This is a genomic window from Deltaproteobacteria bacterium (assembly GCA_020848905.1).
GTDB lineage: Bacteria > Myxococcota_A > Polyangia.
This window is the reverse complement of record JADLHG010000045.1, coordinates 391,011-406,825: the sequence shown is the minus strand read 5'-3', so window position 1 is coordinate 406,825 and position 15,815 is coordinate 391,011. Positions and strand designations below refer to the sequence as shown.

Genomic DNA, 15,815 nt, shown 5'->3' with positions numbered 1-15,815 from the left:
AGCACTACGCGCATCACAGGGCTACGAAGCGGAGCGCGCCCGACAGCTCAGCAGTGGATCTCGCCGGCCACGACGAGGTTGGCGTAGGAGAAGATGTCGTCGCGGCCGGGGCGGTGCGTCCCTATCAGCGTGGAGGTGAGCACCGGCTGCTCCCCGGAGAAGAAGAGCCGGAGTCCGGCCGCGGGGGGACAGATCTGAAGCTCGGGCCCCACCGCGCCGAGGAGCTGGGCGCGCACCGCCTCGTGATAGCGATGCCACTGTCCGCTCGTGCGGTCGCGAACTCCCACGCACTCCCGGTCTCGGCAGTGGTACTCCGTGTTCTTCGTCAGGTAGACGACGTGCCGGCGACGTTCGGTCGGTGAGCTCATGGAATGACCCTCCGTGTTGCCTACATTCTCCTACCAGTAGTCAAAAGTAGCCAAAAATCCTTCATGCGCTCCTCGTTTCTGAACGAAACCCGCTCCTTATCCGTGCAGGCCTGAGGCAATCCCAAAGGGGGCTTGACCCGCGCCCAACCCGGCCGGGACACTCGCCGCTCCCCCGCTCGCAACAGAAGTCGCCCCGAGGAGGAGGCCGCGGATGCTCACCCGAACGCAGTGGCGAAGCCTGCTCCGAGCCTGCGAGACCTCCACCCTGCGGGCCCTCTCCGCCGAGCTCGACAGCGTCGACCGTCGTCCGGGCGGGCGCGGTCTCGATGGGGCCGCGGAGCGACTCGCGGCGCGGCTGCACGAGGCCGGCGCCGACGAGGTGGAGCTGCAGAGCTTCGCCACCGGGCCCGAGCAGCGCTACCTCGGCTGGTCTGTGGAGCGGCGCATCTGCACCGAGCAGGCGGAGCTCTGGCTCGTCGAGCCCTCGGGCGAGACGCTGCTCTGCCGGCAGAGCGACGAGCCCGGCTGCTGCCTCGGCGCGCTCCGCTCCACCCCCGACGAGGGCGAGCTCTTCGAGGTCGTGGACGTCGGACCCGGCACGCGCGCGGCCGATTACCGCAGCCATCGCCTGGCCGGGAAGGTGGCGCTCGCGACGGCAGAGGGGGCGGAGGCGGTCCTGCTCGAGGCGCTCGCTCAGCGTCAGGCCGAGGGCCTTCTTCTCGCGACGCGACCCGGAGCGCGCGACGACGGACGCTCGCCCCTGCGCCTCGGGCCGCCGTCCCTCTTCGGCGGCCACCGCCCCTTCGCGTTTCGCCTGCGAGCGGCGGCGCACGAGCGGCTCCTCCGGCGGCTCGCGCGCGGAGAGGTCGTGCAGGTGCGCGTTCGCCTTCGCACGCGCATGGAGACCGGAGAGGCGCCGCTGCTCGCCGGGACCCTGCGCGGAAGCGACCGCTCGAGCGAACAGGTGGCGCTCGTGGCGAGCCTCGCCGACGACGAGAGCGCGCTGGCCGCCGCCGCACTGATCGAGCTCGTTCGCGTCACCTCGGAGCTCGTGACGCGCGGCGTCCTCCCCCCTCCGAGTCGGTCCCTCCGGCTGCTCCTCGTCCCCGGGGCGCTCGGCAGCGCCGCCTGGCTGCAGGCCACGCCCGCCTCGGGGCGCGATCTGCGCTGCGTGCTCCAGCTCTCGGTCGCCACGCACGCGGGCCCCACCGCGCTCGAGGTCGTCGCGCCGCCGCCGCTCCATCCGAGCTTCGTGCCGGACCTGCTCGCCGCCACCTTCCACGCAGCCGCCGCCGCCGAGGCGTCGGAGGATGCGGCCCCGGAGATCAGACGCCGCGGCTACCAGGTCGGCGCTCCCGTGGCCCCCTTCCTCTCCCTCGGGGCCAGCCGACCGGCGCTCTGGCTGCGGGCGCAGCTCGCGCACCCGACCCTGGCGGAAACCTCCGCCGAGGGAGACGGGGCGCGGGGGGCGCGGTGGCTCCTGGCGGGCCTGGCTGGCGCGGCGTACGAGCTCGCGACGCTCACCGAGGTCGACCTGCCGCGGCTCCTTTGCCAGAGCCAGCTCCTCGGCGCGGAACGTCTCGTGACGCGCCTCGCCCGCTGCCGTCGCGACCGGCCCGAGCCCGAGGAGGACACCGAGGCGGCCGTGGCTGCCCGACACGCGCTCTGGCGCACCGAGCACGTGCTCCAGGAAGGGCTCCGCCAGGAACGCGCGGTGCTGCAGAGCTGCGCGACCTTTCTCGGCGGCGCCGGGGCCTTCGGCCTGCGCCTGGCCGAGGCCCAGGGCGAGCTCGACCAGTGCGGCCAGGCCCTGGGTCGCGCCGTCTCGTCGGAACTCGCGGCGACACTCCCGGCCGGAGCGCGCCTCTCGGTCAAGCGCCGGCCCCTCTCTCCGCTCGAGCGACGGGCGAGCGAGCTCACGGTGGTACCCACCTTCGACGGTCTGCCCGCCATCCCCTCGTTGCTCGAGGACGCGCGCCCCGACGATCAGCTCTGGCTCGCCCACCACGTCGACCCCCTGGCGAACCAGCCCACGGGCGAGCTCTTGCTCGCGTGGGTGGGCGACGGCACCACGCTGCTCGAGCTTCACGACCGGCTCGAGCTCGAGCACCCCGGAACCGAGCTGAAGCTGCTCTGGCGCTACCTGGAGGTGCTCGAAGGGGCCGGGATCGTACGGCTCGAGCCCGCGACGCGCACGACCGAGGCCTGACCGCACCGGCAAATTGGGAGCTCGAGGGGACCACGATGCTATGATGGACCGTCGAAGCAACTGCGAAAGCGATGGAGCCTGAATGAGGCCAGCGCGGGTCATGCTCTTGCTCGGGGGGCTCAGCCTTCTCGGAGGCTGCAGCAAGGGGAAAGGCTGGGTCGTCGGACAGTGGCTGCTCGTGGCCGACGGCAAGCCGGGAGTCTGCTACGAGTTCAAGCCCGACCGGACCTACGCGGTCTTCACCTCGCCGGATTGCGCGGGGGAGAGCGACGGGGCGCTTTCTGGCCGCTGGGAGCTGAAAGAGGCGACCAAGCTGGCGATCAAGCGCGGACCGGAGCCGATGGCCCAGCTCGCGCTGATCAGCGACCAGACCGACGAGAAGTTCGTGGCGACGGGGACGCTCGCGGGGGCCTTCTACCGGCTGGCGAAAGGGCAGACGGGGAGCACGCTGCTGAAAGAGCTCGAGGGAAAGGGGGTCATCAAGGTCAAGGCCCTCCCCTCCGCGATGGGGTGCGACCAGCTCGGCAAGCCGGTCAAGGACCTCCGCGCGCTGCCGACGGAGAGCAAGCCACGCATGATCCGCTCGCGCGACCAGCACCTCGAGTACTTCGTGGACCGGGCCACCGGCGACCCGAACGTGGAGAAGGTGGTCTACGCGCTGAATCAGGATCAGATCGACTGGGTGGCCTTTCATCTGACGCCCGCGGCCTTCGCCGCCCCGGGGCCCGAGGGCCGACTCGAGCAGGCGATCGGCCAGCCCGAGGGGCAGGTGAGCACGGGCAAGGGCGAGAAGCGCCAGCACATCAGCATGTGGAAGAGCTACTGCGCGCGCATGCGCGGCGCCGCCAACAAGGACGTGGACATCACGCTCTTCGCCGCCGCCGGGACGAAGGACGGCCTGATCTACGTCTCCGAGCGCGTGGTCTCGGGAGCCTGGGACGAGCTGAAGCAGGCCGCGAGCGATCCCGAGGCGCAGGCGCCCGAAGGCGAGACCGCCGGTGCAAAGCCCGAGACCGCCGGTGCGAAACCCGAGGCCGCCAAGCCCGCCAAGCCCGAGGTTGCCAAACCCGCCCCGAAGGCCGCCGAGGCCAGGCCCGCGGCCGAGGAGAAGCCCGCGCCAGCGCCCCCCAAACCAGAGAAGCGCCGCGGCAAGGCCGCCGCAGGGGCAAAAGCCGCCGCCGCGCCGGCGGAAAAGAAGACCGTCGCACCACCAGCGCAGGGCGCCCCCCCCGTGAAAGGGTCGAACTCCCCGACTGTCCCGGGCCGTGACGACGAGATATGACGGCTCGCCCTTCGGCGGCTGTGCGGCTCGCGGTGCTGGGCCTGCTCTGCGTCCTCCCGGCCTGCTCCGCACCGGGCTACGTCCTCGAGCAAGCGGTGGGGCAGCTCAAGATCCTGGCCGGCCGTCGCCCCGTCGCGGAGGTGCTCGCGCGGAGCGACCTGCCGCGCGCCTGGCGAGACAAGCTCGAGCTGGTGCAGCTCGCCCGGCGCTTCGGCCAGGAGCAGCTCGGGCTGCGCCGCACCGCCGCGTACACCTATTTCTACGACACCCACGGCCAGCCGGTGGCCTACAACCTCTCGGCAGCCCCGAAGGACGCGCTCCGTCCGAAGGTCTGGACCTTCCCGATCGTCGGACGCGTGCCGTACCTGGGCTTCTTCCGGCGCGAGCGCGGGCAGCGGTTCGAGGCGCGCCTGCGGGAGGAGGGGCTCGACACCGACTTCCGTCCGGTCGCCGCCTACAGCAGCCTCGGCTGGTTCGCGGACCCGATCTTCTCCTCGATGCTCGACGAGGAGCCGTGGCAGCTCGTGGATCTCGTGCTGCACGAGATCACGCACACGACCATCTTCCTGCGCAATCAGGTGGCCTTCAACGAGAGCCTCGCTGTCTTCGTGGGGCAGCAGGGGACGCTGCAGCTCCTCTCGCAGCTCTACGGCGCGACCTCGCGGCCCGTCCGCGAGCTCCTGGCCGCGGCGGCCCGGCAACAGCGTTTCAGCGCGCTCGTGGCCGACCTCTACCGGCGCCTCGAACGGCTCTACAGTGGGTCGCTCTCACGCGACGAGAAGCTCCGGCGACGGGAAGAGCACTTCGCGTGGGCCCAGGCCGAGTACCGCCGCATCTTCACCGACCCGAAGCGGTGGGGGCGCTTCGCGAAGGCTCGGCTGAACAACGCGGTGCTCCTCAACTACGGCCGCTACAATCAGGGGGTGCTGTTCCACCAGCGGGTCTTCGAACGCGTGGGCCGAGACCTGCGACGACTCGTGGCGCTCTACGAGCAAGCGCAACACTTCGACGCGCCGGTGGAGTACGTGGCGCGGGCGGTCGGGCTCACCGGCGACCTGCCGCAGCGGATGTAGGGAGAGACCCTTTGGCGAGCTCTCGAGGACGTGAGATACCGCACGCCGTGCGTTCTAAGGTAGGCTAGGGGGCGGGGCGGATCCTCATGCGGACCCAGCACATCTCCTGCCCGGCCTGTGGGCACGACTTCACCGCGTCGGCCGACGCCACGTGGGTCGTGTGTCCGAAGTGCGGCCACACCGACGAGGCGTGGTCGGAGGACACGACCACTGAGGCCCCCGGCGTGGCGCCGCTCCTCCCCGCCGCGACGCGGGAGACGAGCCCTCCCGTCCCGGCCGACGCTCCTTCGCCTGGCCCGGCTGGAGAGGAGCCGGCGCGGCTGGCCCGCATCGCCCTGCGCAAGGTCGCGAAGGGCACCGTCACGCCCCCTCCCATCACCGTCGAGGAACCCCGGCCGCCGTCAGGATCGAAGGCCGTGGACCCGGGGAGCCTCGACACCCTGTTCACCGAGGAGGAGTTGTCCGAGGGGCCGCTCTTTCGTGACGGCGCCGACCCGGAGACGCTCATCCACACGCACGCCGGAGAGGGGGCGCTCGACCACGCCGAGGCGAGCCTGATCCTCCCGCCGCTCGAGCCGATGGACCTCGAGCCGGCCGGCGACGACCTCCTCGAGCTCGAACGGAACGGGACCCCCGAGGCCTCCGCCCCGGACCTCCCGCCGCTGCCGCGACGCCTCGACCTCCCCGACCCGCGGCGCCGACCCAGCACCTCCGTCTCCATCGCGCAGCCCATCCCGGAGCTTCGCAGCCACGAGCTGCGTCCCCCGTCGCCCGCCGCGGCGCTCCAGCACGTGCCGCCCGTGGAGCTCGAGCTCGAGGGGGACTCGATGCCGCAGCCGGCGCGGCACGCGAATACCATCTCGGCCAGCGTCGCGCCGAGCGGCTCCGCCACGCTCGTCAGGGAACCGCCGCCGAGGTCGGCCTTCGTCCCGGGCCCACCGCGGCGCCCGAGCATGAGCCAGGGGGTGCGCCCGCTCCCGGACCTCGGTGACGTGCTCCCGTCGGGCAAGGAAGGGATCCGGGTCGTCATCCCGGACGCGCCGGTGGAAGAGCGCGCGCAGGCGACCCGCCGCCGCGCGAGCGACGGGATCCCCGTCCTCTCGACCGCCCCCTCCCTCGCCACACCCGGCCCGCAGCGCAACCCCACCGGCTCGACCGCCACGCTCGGCACCGACCCGGTCCGTCAGACCCGCCTGCTCTGGTTCGTCGTCGTCGGGGGCGCGGTGGCCCTCGCCGCGGTGGGGACCGCGCTCCTCGTGCTGCTGAAGTAGCGCGCGCCGCTTCCTGCGCTACTTCAGCGCCTCGAGCACACCTAGCGCCGCATCCACGCGCCCGAAGGGGGGCATGATGTAGACGCCCTGTACCATCCCCTTCGTCGCCGCGAGCGATTCCTGCGCGATCTCGATCCCCACCTGCCGCGCCTTGTCGCCGGAGCCGGCCTTGCGCATCCGCTCGAGGATCGGCGCCGGGATCTGCATCCCCGGCACCTCGTTGTGGAGAAACTCGGCGTTGCGGTAGCTCGCGAGCGGTAGGATGCCGACGAGGACCGGGATGCGGTGGTCCTCGATGCGCTCGAGGAACTGCGCGAGGAGCCCGGGGTCGAAGACCGGCTGGGTCATGCAGAAGTTCGCCCCCGCCTCCACCTTGTACTGGAAGCGCCGGATCTCCCGGTCGAGGTCGGGCGCGCCGGGATTGGCGCCGCAGCCGATGAGGAACGCCGTGGGCGCCTCGAGCGGGCTCGCCCCGAGGTCCACGCCCCGGTTCAGGCCGTCCAGCACGCGGATGAGCCCGATGCTCTCGACGTCGAAGACGGCCGTGACGTTCGGATAGTCCCCGAGCTTCGGCGGGTCGCCCGTGATGGCCAGGATGTTGCGCAGGCCGAGCGCGTAGGCCCCGAGCAGGTCGGACTGCATGCCGAGCAGGTTTCGGTCGCGGCAGCAGTAGTGGAGGATCGTCTCCATCCCGACGCGCTGCTGGATCATCAGCGCGATGTGCATGGCCCCCATGCGCGCGCTGGCCCGCGGTCCGTCGGGGATGTTCACCACGTCCACCCCGTGGAACTTGAGCTTCTCGGCGGCGGCGAGCACCCGCGAGGCGTCGTGTCCGCGCGGCGGATTCATCTCCACCGAGCAGACGAAGTTGTTCCCGAGGAGCGACTTGCGCGCGATCTTCGCGCCGAGCGGTGAGCGCGCCTCGATCGGCTGCGGCTCGACGGTCTTCGCCCGCTCGAGCGGCTCCACGGCTACGAGCGCGGCCGGCTCCGTCGCCGGCTTGAGCGCCTTCACCATGGCCTTCACCGCGCGAATGTGCTCGGGGGTCGTACCGCAGCAGCCGCCCACCATGCTCGCGCCCACCTGGATGAAGCGCCGCGCGTACTCGGCCATGTACTCCGGCGAGGTCATGTAGAGGTAGCGATCCTCGTGCCGCCTCGGCAGGCCGGCGTTCGGCATGGCGAAGATCGGCATCTCCTTGTGCGCCGCCCGCAGGCGCACGAGGGTCTCGAGCATGTCGTGCGGCCCCTCGGAGCAGTTCGCCCCCACCATGGCCACCCCCTCCTCCACCATGGCCTGCATCACCTCCTCCGGGGTGTAACCGAAGGCCGTGCGCCCGTCGGCGGGGAAGGTGGCCGCGGCGAGCACGGGGAGCGCGCACTCGCGGCGAATGGCGCGCACCGCCGCCCGCATCTCCTGCACGTCGCTCATGGTCTCGATCACGAAGAGGTCGACCTTGCCGGCGAGGAGCCCCCGCACCTGCCGCCCGAAGAGCTCGGTCGCCTCGTCGAGGTCGATCTTGCCGATCGGCGAGAGCGGCTTGCCGAGCGGTCCGATCGCGCCGGCGGCCCAGGCCTTGGCCGCGTCGGCCACCTCGCGCGCGAGCTCGGCGCCGCGGCGGTTTATCTCCTCGGTCCGCTCGGCGAGACCGTGCTCCTGTAGCTTCGTCGGGTTGGCGCCGAAGGTGTTGGTCTCGAGGAGTTCCGCCCCGGCCTCCACGTACCCGCGATGGATGTCGCGGATCAGATCGGGCTGCAGCAGGTTCAGCTCGTCGTAGCAGCGGTTCACGTACACGCCCTTGGCGTAGATCATGGTCCCCATGGCCCCATCGGCCACGATCACGCGCTCCCGGATCTCCTCGAGAAATGTTCCTCTCACGCTGCTCTCCTTGTCCGTGTCTTTCGCTCGTTGGGGCCCGCCGCGGAATCTACGCGACCACCACGTTCACGAGCTTCGACCGGGCGATGTAGATCTCCTTCACTACCCTCTTCCCCTCGAGATAGCTCGCGACGGCCTCGCGGGCCACGGCGAGCGCCCCCACCTCGTCGATCCCGGCCGGAACCTCGCAGGTGCCGCGCTTCTTGCCGTTCACCTGGACCACCAGGGTCACCAGCTCGTCGTGCGTGAGCGCCTCGTCGTAGGTGGGCCACGCCTCGCGCGAGATGCTGGGGGCGTGCCCGAGCTGGCTCCAGACCTCCTCGGCGAAGTGCGGTGTGAAGGGACCGAGCAGGAGCGCGAGGGTCTTCAGGTCCTCGGGGTGGCTCTTCGGCTGCTTCGTCAGCTCGTTCACGTAGGTCATGAGCTGGGCGATCGCCGTGTTGAACCCCATCGTCTCGAGGTCGCTCGTGACCTTCTTCACGATCTTGTGTCGGAGGCGCGAGAGCTCGTCGGGGTCCGACGCGGCTCCTCGACGGTCCTCGCCGAAGACCCGCCACGCGCGGTGCAGGAAGCGGTTGACCCCCTCGATGTCGCGCGTGTTCCAGGGGCACGAGGCCTCGAAGGGCCCCATGAACATCTCGTAGAGCCGCAGCACGTCCGCGCCGTACTCGTCGATGATCTCGTCCGGGTTGACCACGTTACCGCGCGCCTTGGACATCTTGGTGACGAAGGCTTCCAGCTCGAGCTCCGGGTGCGCGGGGTGCCGCGGCGACTCGCCCTCCCACTTCACCTCGGCCGTAGGGACCCACTTCTCCATCACCTCCGCGCCGCTCGCCTTGAGCGTCCACCGGTCCTCCTTCAGCGTCCCCGCCGAGGTCGGATAGGCCCCCCCCTGCTCGTCCTCGAGATAGCGGTAGCTGAAGCCCAGGATCATCCCCTGGTTGCGCAGCGCCTGGAAGGGCTCGGCGGTCGAGACCACGCCGAGCTCGTGCAGCACGCGGTGCCAGAAGCGCGAGTAGAGCAGGTGCAGGACCGCGTGCTCGGCGCCTCCCACGTAGAGGTCGACCGGCATCCAGTAGCGTTCCTTCTCCGGGTCCGCGAGCGCGCGCTCGTTTCGCGCGTCGATGTAGCGCAGGTAGTACCAGCAGCTCCCGGCCCACTGGGGCATGGTGTTGGTCTCGCGCCGCGCGGGGCCGTGGCAGCTCGGACAGCTCGTCTGCACCCAGCTCTCCACGGCGGCGAGGGGCGATTCGCCCGTGCCGGTCGGCTCGTAGCGCTCGATCTCGGGGAGCAGAAGCGGGAGCTCCTCCTCGGGGACGGGGACCACGCCGCACGCCCCACAGTGCACGAGCGGGATCGGCTCGCCCCAGTAGCGCTGCCGCGAGAAGACCCAGTCGCGCAGCTTGTAGCGCACCACGCCCCGGCCGCGCCCCTCGCTCTCGAGCCAGGCCACCACCTGCCGCTTGAACTCGGCGGTCGAGAGCCCGTCGAAGCGCCCCGAGTTCATCGCCGTGCCCTCGTCGGCGAAGGCCGCTCCCTCGGGGAGGACCTGGCCCTCGGGAGGCCGCACGACCTGCACGATGGGCAGCTCGAAGGTGCGTGCGAACTCGTAGTCCCTCTGGTCGTGCGCCGGCACGGCCATGATCGCGCCGGTGCCGTAGCCCATCAGCACGTAGTCGGCGATCCAGATCGGGACGCGCGCGCCGTTGACCGGGTTGATGGCGTACGCCCCGGTGAAGACCCCCGTCTTGGTCTTGGTCAGCTCCGTGCGCTGCAGGTCGCTCTTGTGCGAGGCCGCCTCGACGTAGGCCTTCACCGCCACCTGCTGCCCGGGCGTGGTGATCTTCTCCACGAGCGCGTGCTCCGGCGAGAGGACCATGTACGTCGCCCCGAAGAGCGTGTCCGGGCGCGTGGTGTAGATGGTGAGCCCCGGGTCCACGCCCGCCGGAGGATCGGCCAGCGCGAAGACGACGTCCGCCCCGGTCGAGCGCCCGATCCAGTCCTGCTGCATCTTCTTGATCGGCTCGGGCCAGTCGAGCGCCTCGAGTCCGTCGAGCAGCGCCTCGGCGTAGGCCGTGATGCGGAACATCCACTGGCGCAGGCCACGCCGGCTGACGAGCTGGTTGCAGCGGTCGCAGCGGCCGTTCTTGACCTCCTCGTTGGCGAGGCCCGTCTTGCACGACGGGCACCAGTTGATCGGCACGGTGTCCTGGTACGCGAGCCCCTTCTTGAAGAGCTGGAGGAAGATCCACTGCGTCCAGCGGTAATAGCCCGGGTCGGTGGTGTCCACCTCGCGCGCCCAGTCGTAGGAGAAGCCGAGGCGTTTGATCTGCTCGCGGATGCGACCGATGTTCTGCGCTGTGGTGATGCGCGGGTGGATGCCGGTCTTGATGGCGTAGTTCTCCGCCGGCAGCCCGAAGGCGTCGTAGCCCATCGGGTGCAGCACGTTGAAGCCGCGCATGCGCTTGTAGCGCGCCAGGATGTCCGTCGCGGTGTAGCCCTCGGGGTGGCCGACGTGCAGGCCCGCCCCGCTCGGGTAGGGGAACATGTCGAGGATGTAGTACTTCGGTCGGGTCGGGTCGCAGTCCGGGGCGGCGAAGAGGCGGCTCTCCTCCCAGTATCGCTGCCACTTGGGTTCGACGACGGCGGGCTCGTAGCGCATGCAGGTTCAGTCCCGTGAAAAAATGAGGTGGATTATATCGACGGATAGCTCCGCGCACCAACGGTGTCTTGGGCGCGTCGGGCGTGATCCACGATGATTGGTCATACGCCTTGACCCGGCCCCCTTCGGCGGAGGCGGTCGCGAGGTCGGCCGCGCGGCGGAGCGTCAGCGAGCGCACACGACCGTGAGCGGGGAGAACGGTGCGTCGGGGAGAATGGCTGACGAGGGGGAGGAGGAATCGGTGCGGCGGCGGGCACACACGGGCGTAGGCCGTCCTCTCGAAACTCACCGTCCTGGAACGTCGTCTGTACGCAGCCTCCCTCGAAGCTTCCAGCCCGTGTGCAGGAGCCAGGTTCGTGGCTCGCCGACCGTAGGCTCTCCCGAGGGCGGAACCGGCGCGAGGTCCTTCCAGCCGCCCTTGAGATAGCGCGCCGAGGAGCACGGGTCGAGCTCGCGCCTGGGCACCCACTTGCCGCGCTGCACGCAGTGCTTCCGTCGGTTCTGGAGCACGTAGGCGACGGCATGCTTCGTCTCGCTCGGCGTGCGCAAGATGCGCTGGTGGTAGCGGTCCGCGAAGACCCGCCCGTGCCGCGCGAGGCTATCGTTGAGTCGCCGGGCGAGGCGAATCGCCAGGCCCCTGAGCCCCTTCATCAGGACGTCCCGGTCCTTGGCCTCGGTGATGAGGTGGAGGTGGTTCTTCTGGATCGAGTAGTGGGCGAGATTGAGCCCGTGGCGGCCGAGCGCCGCCCGAAATGCGCCCTCGATCACCCGGAGCTGCGGCTTCGCCCGCAGGTTGGGCAGGTCTGACACGACCTTCATCGTCACGTGCACCGGAAAACGGCTCGCGAGCCGCGGCCGCATCCGATGGGGCAGGCCGCTGCCCGGCTTCTTCTTCCTTCCAGCGCCCTTCCGCTTTCCGCCCCACCCCGTCGCCTCCCGCAGTGGCAACGGGAGCTGCTTCGCAGAACCCGCCGGCAGACGCGTGCCCGAAAGCCGGTCATCTCCCGAGGAGGGTTTTCGTTTGCGTGCTATCATGAATACGGCTAATACTATCAATTAGCTGGTCTGACGTCAAGAGAGGTCCTTGCACGAACAACACAAAAAAACACGACCAACAACACCCCTCCCCGCCGCACCGGTACACCCCTGCCCTCCGCGTGCGCCCACCACCGCTCGTGCTCGCGCCCGCCTCCCGTCGCCAGCCATTCTTCCCGCCGCACCGATCCATCCCCGCCCTCCGTATGCGCCCACTGCCGCCCGCGGTCTGGCTCACCCCAAACCCCCCGCGCGCGTTCACCGCCGCTCGCGCTCCCCCCCGCCACCCTCGCCCATCGGCCCAACGCGCGCCTGCACGACGTCGGCGACCACCCCTGGCCAGTGTCACCACCTCCCCGCGCACCCTTGTCCGACGGTTCTCGATCTCACCCTTGGCCGGCGCCACGGGCAGCTTGCGGCCGGCGAGGGGCCGTCGGTATGCTCGGCGCCTCATGGCCGCTTCACGCCCTCAGACGCGCCGGGCCCGCGTCACGGATCTCGTGGTGGCGGAGACCCCCGAGCGCCTCCGCCGACGCGACCTGCAGGCGTCCCTCGAAGCGCTACGCGACGCGATAGCGACGCTCGACTGCGAGGTCGAGACCCTTCGCGGCGAGCTCGCCGCGTTCGAGGCGCGCTACCGGCAGCGCGTGGCGGACGAGGACGCCGCCCTCGGTCGGAGCCGGGCGCTGATCCGACACCTCGAACGGTGGGTCGAGCTCCTCGAGGAAGAGCCCGGCGAGGCGATCTCCGCCCGCGCCACGCGGCTCGAGCGACAGAGAGCGCGCGAGGCGGAGCGGCTGCAGCGCGAAGCAGAGAGGCCCGTCGGCGACGACCCCGTGGCGCTCGAGGAGCCGTGCCCCGACGATCGCCTGCGCGCTGCCTTTCGACGGCTCGTGAAGCGCTTCCACCCCGACCTGGCGCGCACCGAGGAGGAGCAACGCCGGTTCGGCGCCCTGATGACCCGCATCAACAGCCTCTACCGGGGCGCTGACCTCCCCGGGCTCCGCGCGCTCGAGGAGCAGGCGAAGGGGGGAGAGCTCGACGACCCCGAGGCGAGCCTCGACGCGCAGCTCCGCGAGCTCGAGGAGCGCTTGCAGTGGTTCCAGACCGTCCTCCGCAACCTCGAGGAGGAGCGTGCGGCGCTCGAGCGCACCTCCACGCACCGGCTCTGGCGGAGCGTGCAAGCGGCCGCGGCCCGCGGCGAGGACCTCGTCGCCGAGCTGAAGGCGGCCCTCGCCCGACGCGTCGACGACAGCCACGCCGAGATCGTGCAGGCCATTCGCCTGCTGGAGGCCGAAGTGAAACGTCACAACCGCGACCTCAGCGCGCCGCGCGACGGCAAGGCCGGGGGCAGAGCGCTCGACCGCACCTTCGACCCGTACGCGGGCAAGCGGCTCGTGCGCCTGAGCCTCGAGGAGCTCGCCGCGGTCGCGGTCGGCCCCGCCGCGCTGCGCCGGGCCCGCTGGCTCGAGGAGCTCGCGAGCGAGCAGCCGGCCCAGCTCCGGTTGCTCCTGCTAGCTCACGTCTCGGAGCTCTCCCCCTTCGGCGTCGCGGGGCTCGAGACCTTCGACGGGCTCAAGCTGCGCTTCGACGCGCTCGGCAAGCGGGACGAGACGCCGGCACCGCTCGAGCGGGTCCTCGGCGAGCTCTGCCACGTGGTCGAGTACGGCGTCCGTCGCGCCACGCCGACGCTGGCCCGGCTCGGACTGCGCTTTCGCGACGAGCTCCTCCGCGAAGGGCTGCCCGCCGCGCTCCGCGCCTCGGCGGTCCGGCGGGAGCTCCGGCGCGTCCTGCAGGTCCTCGGCGATCCGTGGCGCTGCACCGCGTGCCGGGCGCAGGTCTTCACCCTGCCGCTCTACCGGACCCGGGGCCTGGACAACCTGCGGGCCCTCGTCTGTCCGCGCTGCGGGGCGATCGAGCAGAGCTACTTCCTCCCCAAGGGGGAGGACGTACAGGCCGTGCTGAACGCCGCGTACCTCGACCTCGAGCTCGTCTCGGAGTGGTCCTTCCGCCTGGCGCGCGCCACCGTAGGGATCCAGCTCGTCCCCTCGCAGGTGGAGCGCCTCACCGTCGGTGAGCTCAAGCGTCGCTTCTGCGAGGACCTGCTCGAGCGCCACGAGCTGCCGCTCCGGCGCGGCCAGGTGCAGCTCTTCCAGGGACGCGCGAAATGCTCGCTCGGGACCCCCCTCGCCGAGCTCGCGGAGCAGCGCTTCACCGTGCGGTTGGTCGAAGACGCTCCGATCACCGAGGTGGACGCGGTGGAGATGCTCCGCTACCGGATCCGCCGGCGCTTCCGCCGGGAGGCCTGACGCGGGGCCCACTTTCCCGGCCCGTGCCCTGTGTTATGCTGCGCGCGTGAGCTGGCTCGATACCGTCACCGGGATCGCCGACGCGATCCTCGACAGCTTCTTCGTCGTGGATACCGAGCGCACGATCCTCCACTACAACAAGGCCTTCGCCGCGCTGATGCCCAAGGGCGTGGCCCGCAACCTGCGCGGCAAGAAGTGTTACGACGTGCTGCGCCTCGAGATCTGCAAGGAGCGGTGCATCGCCAAGCAGTGCTGGCAGGAGCGCGGGGCGACCCAGCTCGAAGGCATCACGGGGCACGCCGCGCGCAGCGGGAACATCCTGACCTTCAACCTCTCGGCAGTCCCGATCTACGACGAGGGGGGCGTGCTGGCCGGGGCGGTCGAGGTGCAGCGCAACATGACGGAGGAGCTGGAGCTGCAGACGCGCTACCAGGAGCTGAAGGAGGGCGTAGAGCGCGAGCGCGAGGAGCTGAAGGAGACGCTCCGCGGGCGCACCCGGGCGCTCCTCGAGACGAGCCAGCGGCTGCAGCAGGTCCAGCAGGAGCTGCTGGAGTTCCGGCGAGGCCGCATCGTGTGAACGTGGGCCAGATCCGAAGGTAAGCCATGCATCGGGGTTCCTCGGGCATCCTGCCCATGCAAGAGCTGCGGGCGCTGGTCTCGGCGGGTGCGATCCGCGGCGTGCCGGCGATCGACCCGCGGCAGATCCAGCCCAACAGCCTCGACCTCCGCGTCGGCCCGGTGGCCTTTCGCGCGCGCTACAGCTTCCTGCCCGTGCACGCCCCGGTGGCCACGCTGCTCGAGGAACTCACCCTCGACCGCCTCGACCTCACCGGCGGCGACGGGGCGCTCCTCGAGACGGGGAAGGTCTACGTCATCCCGCTCTGCGAGGCGCTGGCGCTCCCCGAGGGCCTCTCGGCGAGCGCGAACCCGAAGAGCTCCACCGGGCGGCTCGACATCCTCGCCCGACTCCTCGTGGACCGGGGCAGCATGTTCGACGCCGTCCCCGCCGGCTACGCGGGGCCGCTCTATCTCGAGCTCGTACCGCGCGCCTTCCCCGTCCGCCTGCGCGCCGGCGACAGCCTCTCGCAGCTACGCCTCGGTCGCGGACCGGTGCGGCCGCTCCCCGACGACGAGCTGCGCGCCGAGATCACCGCGGGAGGGCTCGTCCTCGATGAGGCGGGCCGTCCGCTGGCGGCCGACGAGCTGGCGATCGACGACGGCGTCTTCTTGACGGTGGCGGTGACCGGCGCGCCCGACGACGAGATCATCGGCTACCGTGCGAAACGTTCGACCCCCGCCGTGGACTTCCGCCGTCTGGACCACCCCCACGGCCTCTACTGGGAGCCGGTGCGGGCGCACGACCGCGCCTCCGAGCGGTTGGTGCTGCAGCCCGAAGAGTTCTACATCTGCTCGTCGCACCAGCGCGTGATCATCCCCCCGCATCTGTGCGCCGAGATGGTCCCCTACGACGCGAAGAGCGGGGAGCTCCGCACGCACTACGCGGGCTTCTTCGACAGCGGCTTCGGCCTCGGCTGCGGGGGGGCGCGCGTGGTGCTCGAGGTGCGCAACCTCGACGTGCCCTTTCTCCTGCAGGACGGCCAGCGGCTCTTCCGGCTGCGCTACTTCCGCAACAGCGCGGTCCCCGAGGCGCTCTACGGGCGGGAGCTCGGGTCGAACTACCAAGGCCAGCGGTTGCGCCTCTCCAAGCACTTCTCCGCCAGCTGAACG

Annotated in this window: 11 protein-coding genes; 7 read left to right on the top strand and 4 right to left on the bottom strand. The window is 70.9% G+C overall.

All coding sequences use genetic code 11. From position 1 onward, the window contains the following. Window positions 1–47 precede the first annotated feature (47 nt). Window positions 48–368 carry a hypothetical protein gene (locus IT371_21515; GenBank protein MCC6750258.1) on the bottom strand — a complete coding sequence of 107 codons (321 nt, stop codon included), beginning with the start codon at window positions 366–368 and terminating at the stop codon, window positions 48–50. 211 nt (window positions 369–579) lie between these two features. Between IT371_21515 and IT371_21510 the strand changes: the two genes are divergently transcribed. The 4 genes from IT371_21510 (at window position 580) to IT371_21495 (ending at window position 6,203) form a co-directional block, all read left to right on the top strand. Further along, entirely contained in the window at window positions 580–2,577 is a 1,998-nt protein-coding gene (locus IT371_21510; protein ID MCC6750257.1) for a hypothetical protein, read from the top strand. 82 nt (window positions 2,578–2,659) lie between these two features. After that, complete coding sequence (locus IT371_21505; protein MCC6750256.1) at window positions 2,660–3,859, top strand: hypothetical protein; 1,200 nt, start codon at window positions 2,660–2,662, stop codon at window positions 3,857–3,859. Then, on the top strand, window positions 3,856–4,932 hold the full coding sequence (locus IT371_21500) for an aminopeptidase (protein MCC6750255.1): 1,077 nt from the start codon (window positions 3,856–3,858) through the stop codon (window positions 4,930–4,932). The genes IT371_21505 and IT371_21500 overlap by 4 nt, the downstream gene beginning before the upstream one ends. 86 nt (window positions 4,933–5,018) lie before the next feature. Beyond that, window positions 5,019–6,203: a hypothetical protein gene (locus IT371_21495; protein ID MCC6750254.1), complete on the top strand. Its 1,185-nt coding sequence runs from the start codon at window positions 5,019–5,021 to the stop codon at window positions 6,201–6,203. 18 nt (window positions 6,204–6,221) lie between these two features. On the opposite strand, the gene IT371_21490 is transcribed toward IT371_21495, so the two are convergent. From IT371_21490 to IT371_21480, 3 genes are all read right to left on the bottom strand, one after another. After that, complete coding sequence (locus IT371_21490) at window positions 6,222–8,081, bottom strand: bifunctional homocysteine S-methyltransferase/methylenetetrahydrofolate reductase (GenBank protein MCC6750253.1); 1,860 nt, start codon at window positions 8,079–8,081, stop codon at window positions 6,222–6,224. 49 nt (window positions 8,082–8,130) lie between these two features. Then, entirely contained in the window at window positions 8,131–10,743 is a 2,613-nt protein-coding gene (locus IT371_21485; GenBank protein MCC6750252.1) for a leucine--tRNA ligase, read from the bottom strand. 285 nt (window positions 10,744–11,028) lie between these two features. Continuing rightward, on the bottom strand, window positions 11,029–11,691 hold the full coding sequence (locus IT371_21480; GenBank protein ID MCC6750251.1) for a hypothetical protein: 663 nt from the start codon (window positions 11,689–11,691) through the stop codon (window positions 11,029–11,031). A 539-nt stretch (window positions 11,692–12,230) separates the two neighbouring features. On the opposite strand from IT371_21480, the gene IT371_21475 reads away from it, so the two are divergent. From IT371_21475 to IT371_21465, 3 genes are read left to right on the top strand one after another with little or no spacing between them, the layout of a single operon-like run. Next, a complete protein-coding gene (locus tag IT371_21475) occupies window positions 12,231–14,087 on the top strand; it encodes a hypothetical protein (GenBank protein ID MCC6750250.1) in 1,857 nt (618 codons plus the stop codon). Between the two features lie 46 nt (window positions 14,088–14,133). Further along, on the top strand, window positions 14,134–14,664 hold the full coding sequence (locus IT371_21470) for a PAS domain-containing protein (GenBank protein MCC6750249.1): 531 nt from the start codon (window positions 14,134–14,136) through the stop codon (window positions 14,662–14,664). Window positions 14,665–14,690: 26 nt separating this feature from the next. Further along, on the top strand, window positions 14,691–15,812 hold the full coding sequence (locus IT371_21465; GenBank protein ID MCC6750248.1) for a 2'-deoxycytidine 5'-triphosphate deaminase: 1,122 nt from the start codon (window positions 14,691–14,693) through the stop codon (window positions 15,810–15,812). The last annotated feature ends 3 nt before the right edge of the window (window positions 15,813–15,815 follow it).

Coding starts and splice junctions, on each gene's coding strand:
- IT371_21515 (MCC6750258.1), bottom strand. CDS start 368: ATGAGCTCACCGACCGAACGTCGCCGGCACGTCGTCTACCTGACGAAG.
- IT371_21495 (MCC6750254.1), top strand. CDS start 5,019: ATGCGGACCCAGCACATCTCCTGCCCGGCCTGTGGGCACGACTTCACC.
- IT371_21500 (MCC6750255.1), top strand. CDS start 3,856: ATGACGGCTCGCCCTTCGGCGGCTGTGCGGCTCGCGGTGCTGGGCCTG.
- IT371_21505 (MCC6750256.1), top strand. CDS start 2,660: ATGAGGCCAGCGCGGGTCATGCTCTTGCTCGGGGGGCTCAGCCTTCTC.
- IT371_21465 (MCC6750248.1), top strand. CDS start 14,691: ATGCATCGGGGTTCCTCGGGCATCCTGCCCATGCAAGAGCTGCGGGCG.
- IT371_21510 (MCC6750257.1), top strand. CDS start 580: ATGCTCACCCGAACGCAGTGGCGAAGCCTGCTCCGAGCCTGCGAGACC.
- IT371_21475 (MCC6750250.1), top strand. CDS start 12,231: ATGGCCGCTTCACGCCCTCAGACGCGCCGGGCCCGCGTCACGGATCTC.
- IT371_21485 (MCC6750252.1), bottom strand. CDS start 10,743: ATGCGCTACGAGCCCGCCGTCGTCGAACCCAAGTGGCAGCGATACTGG.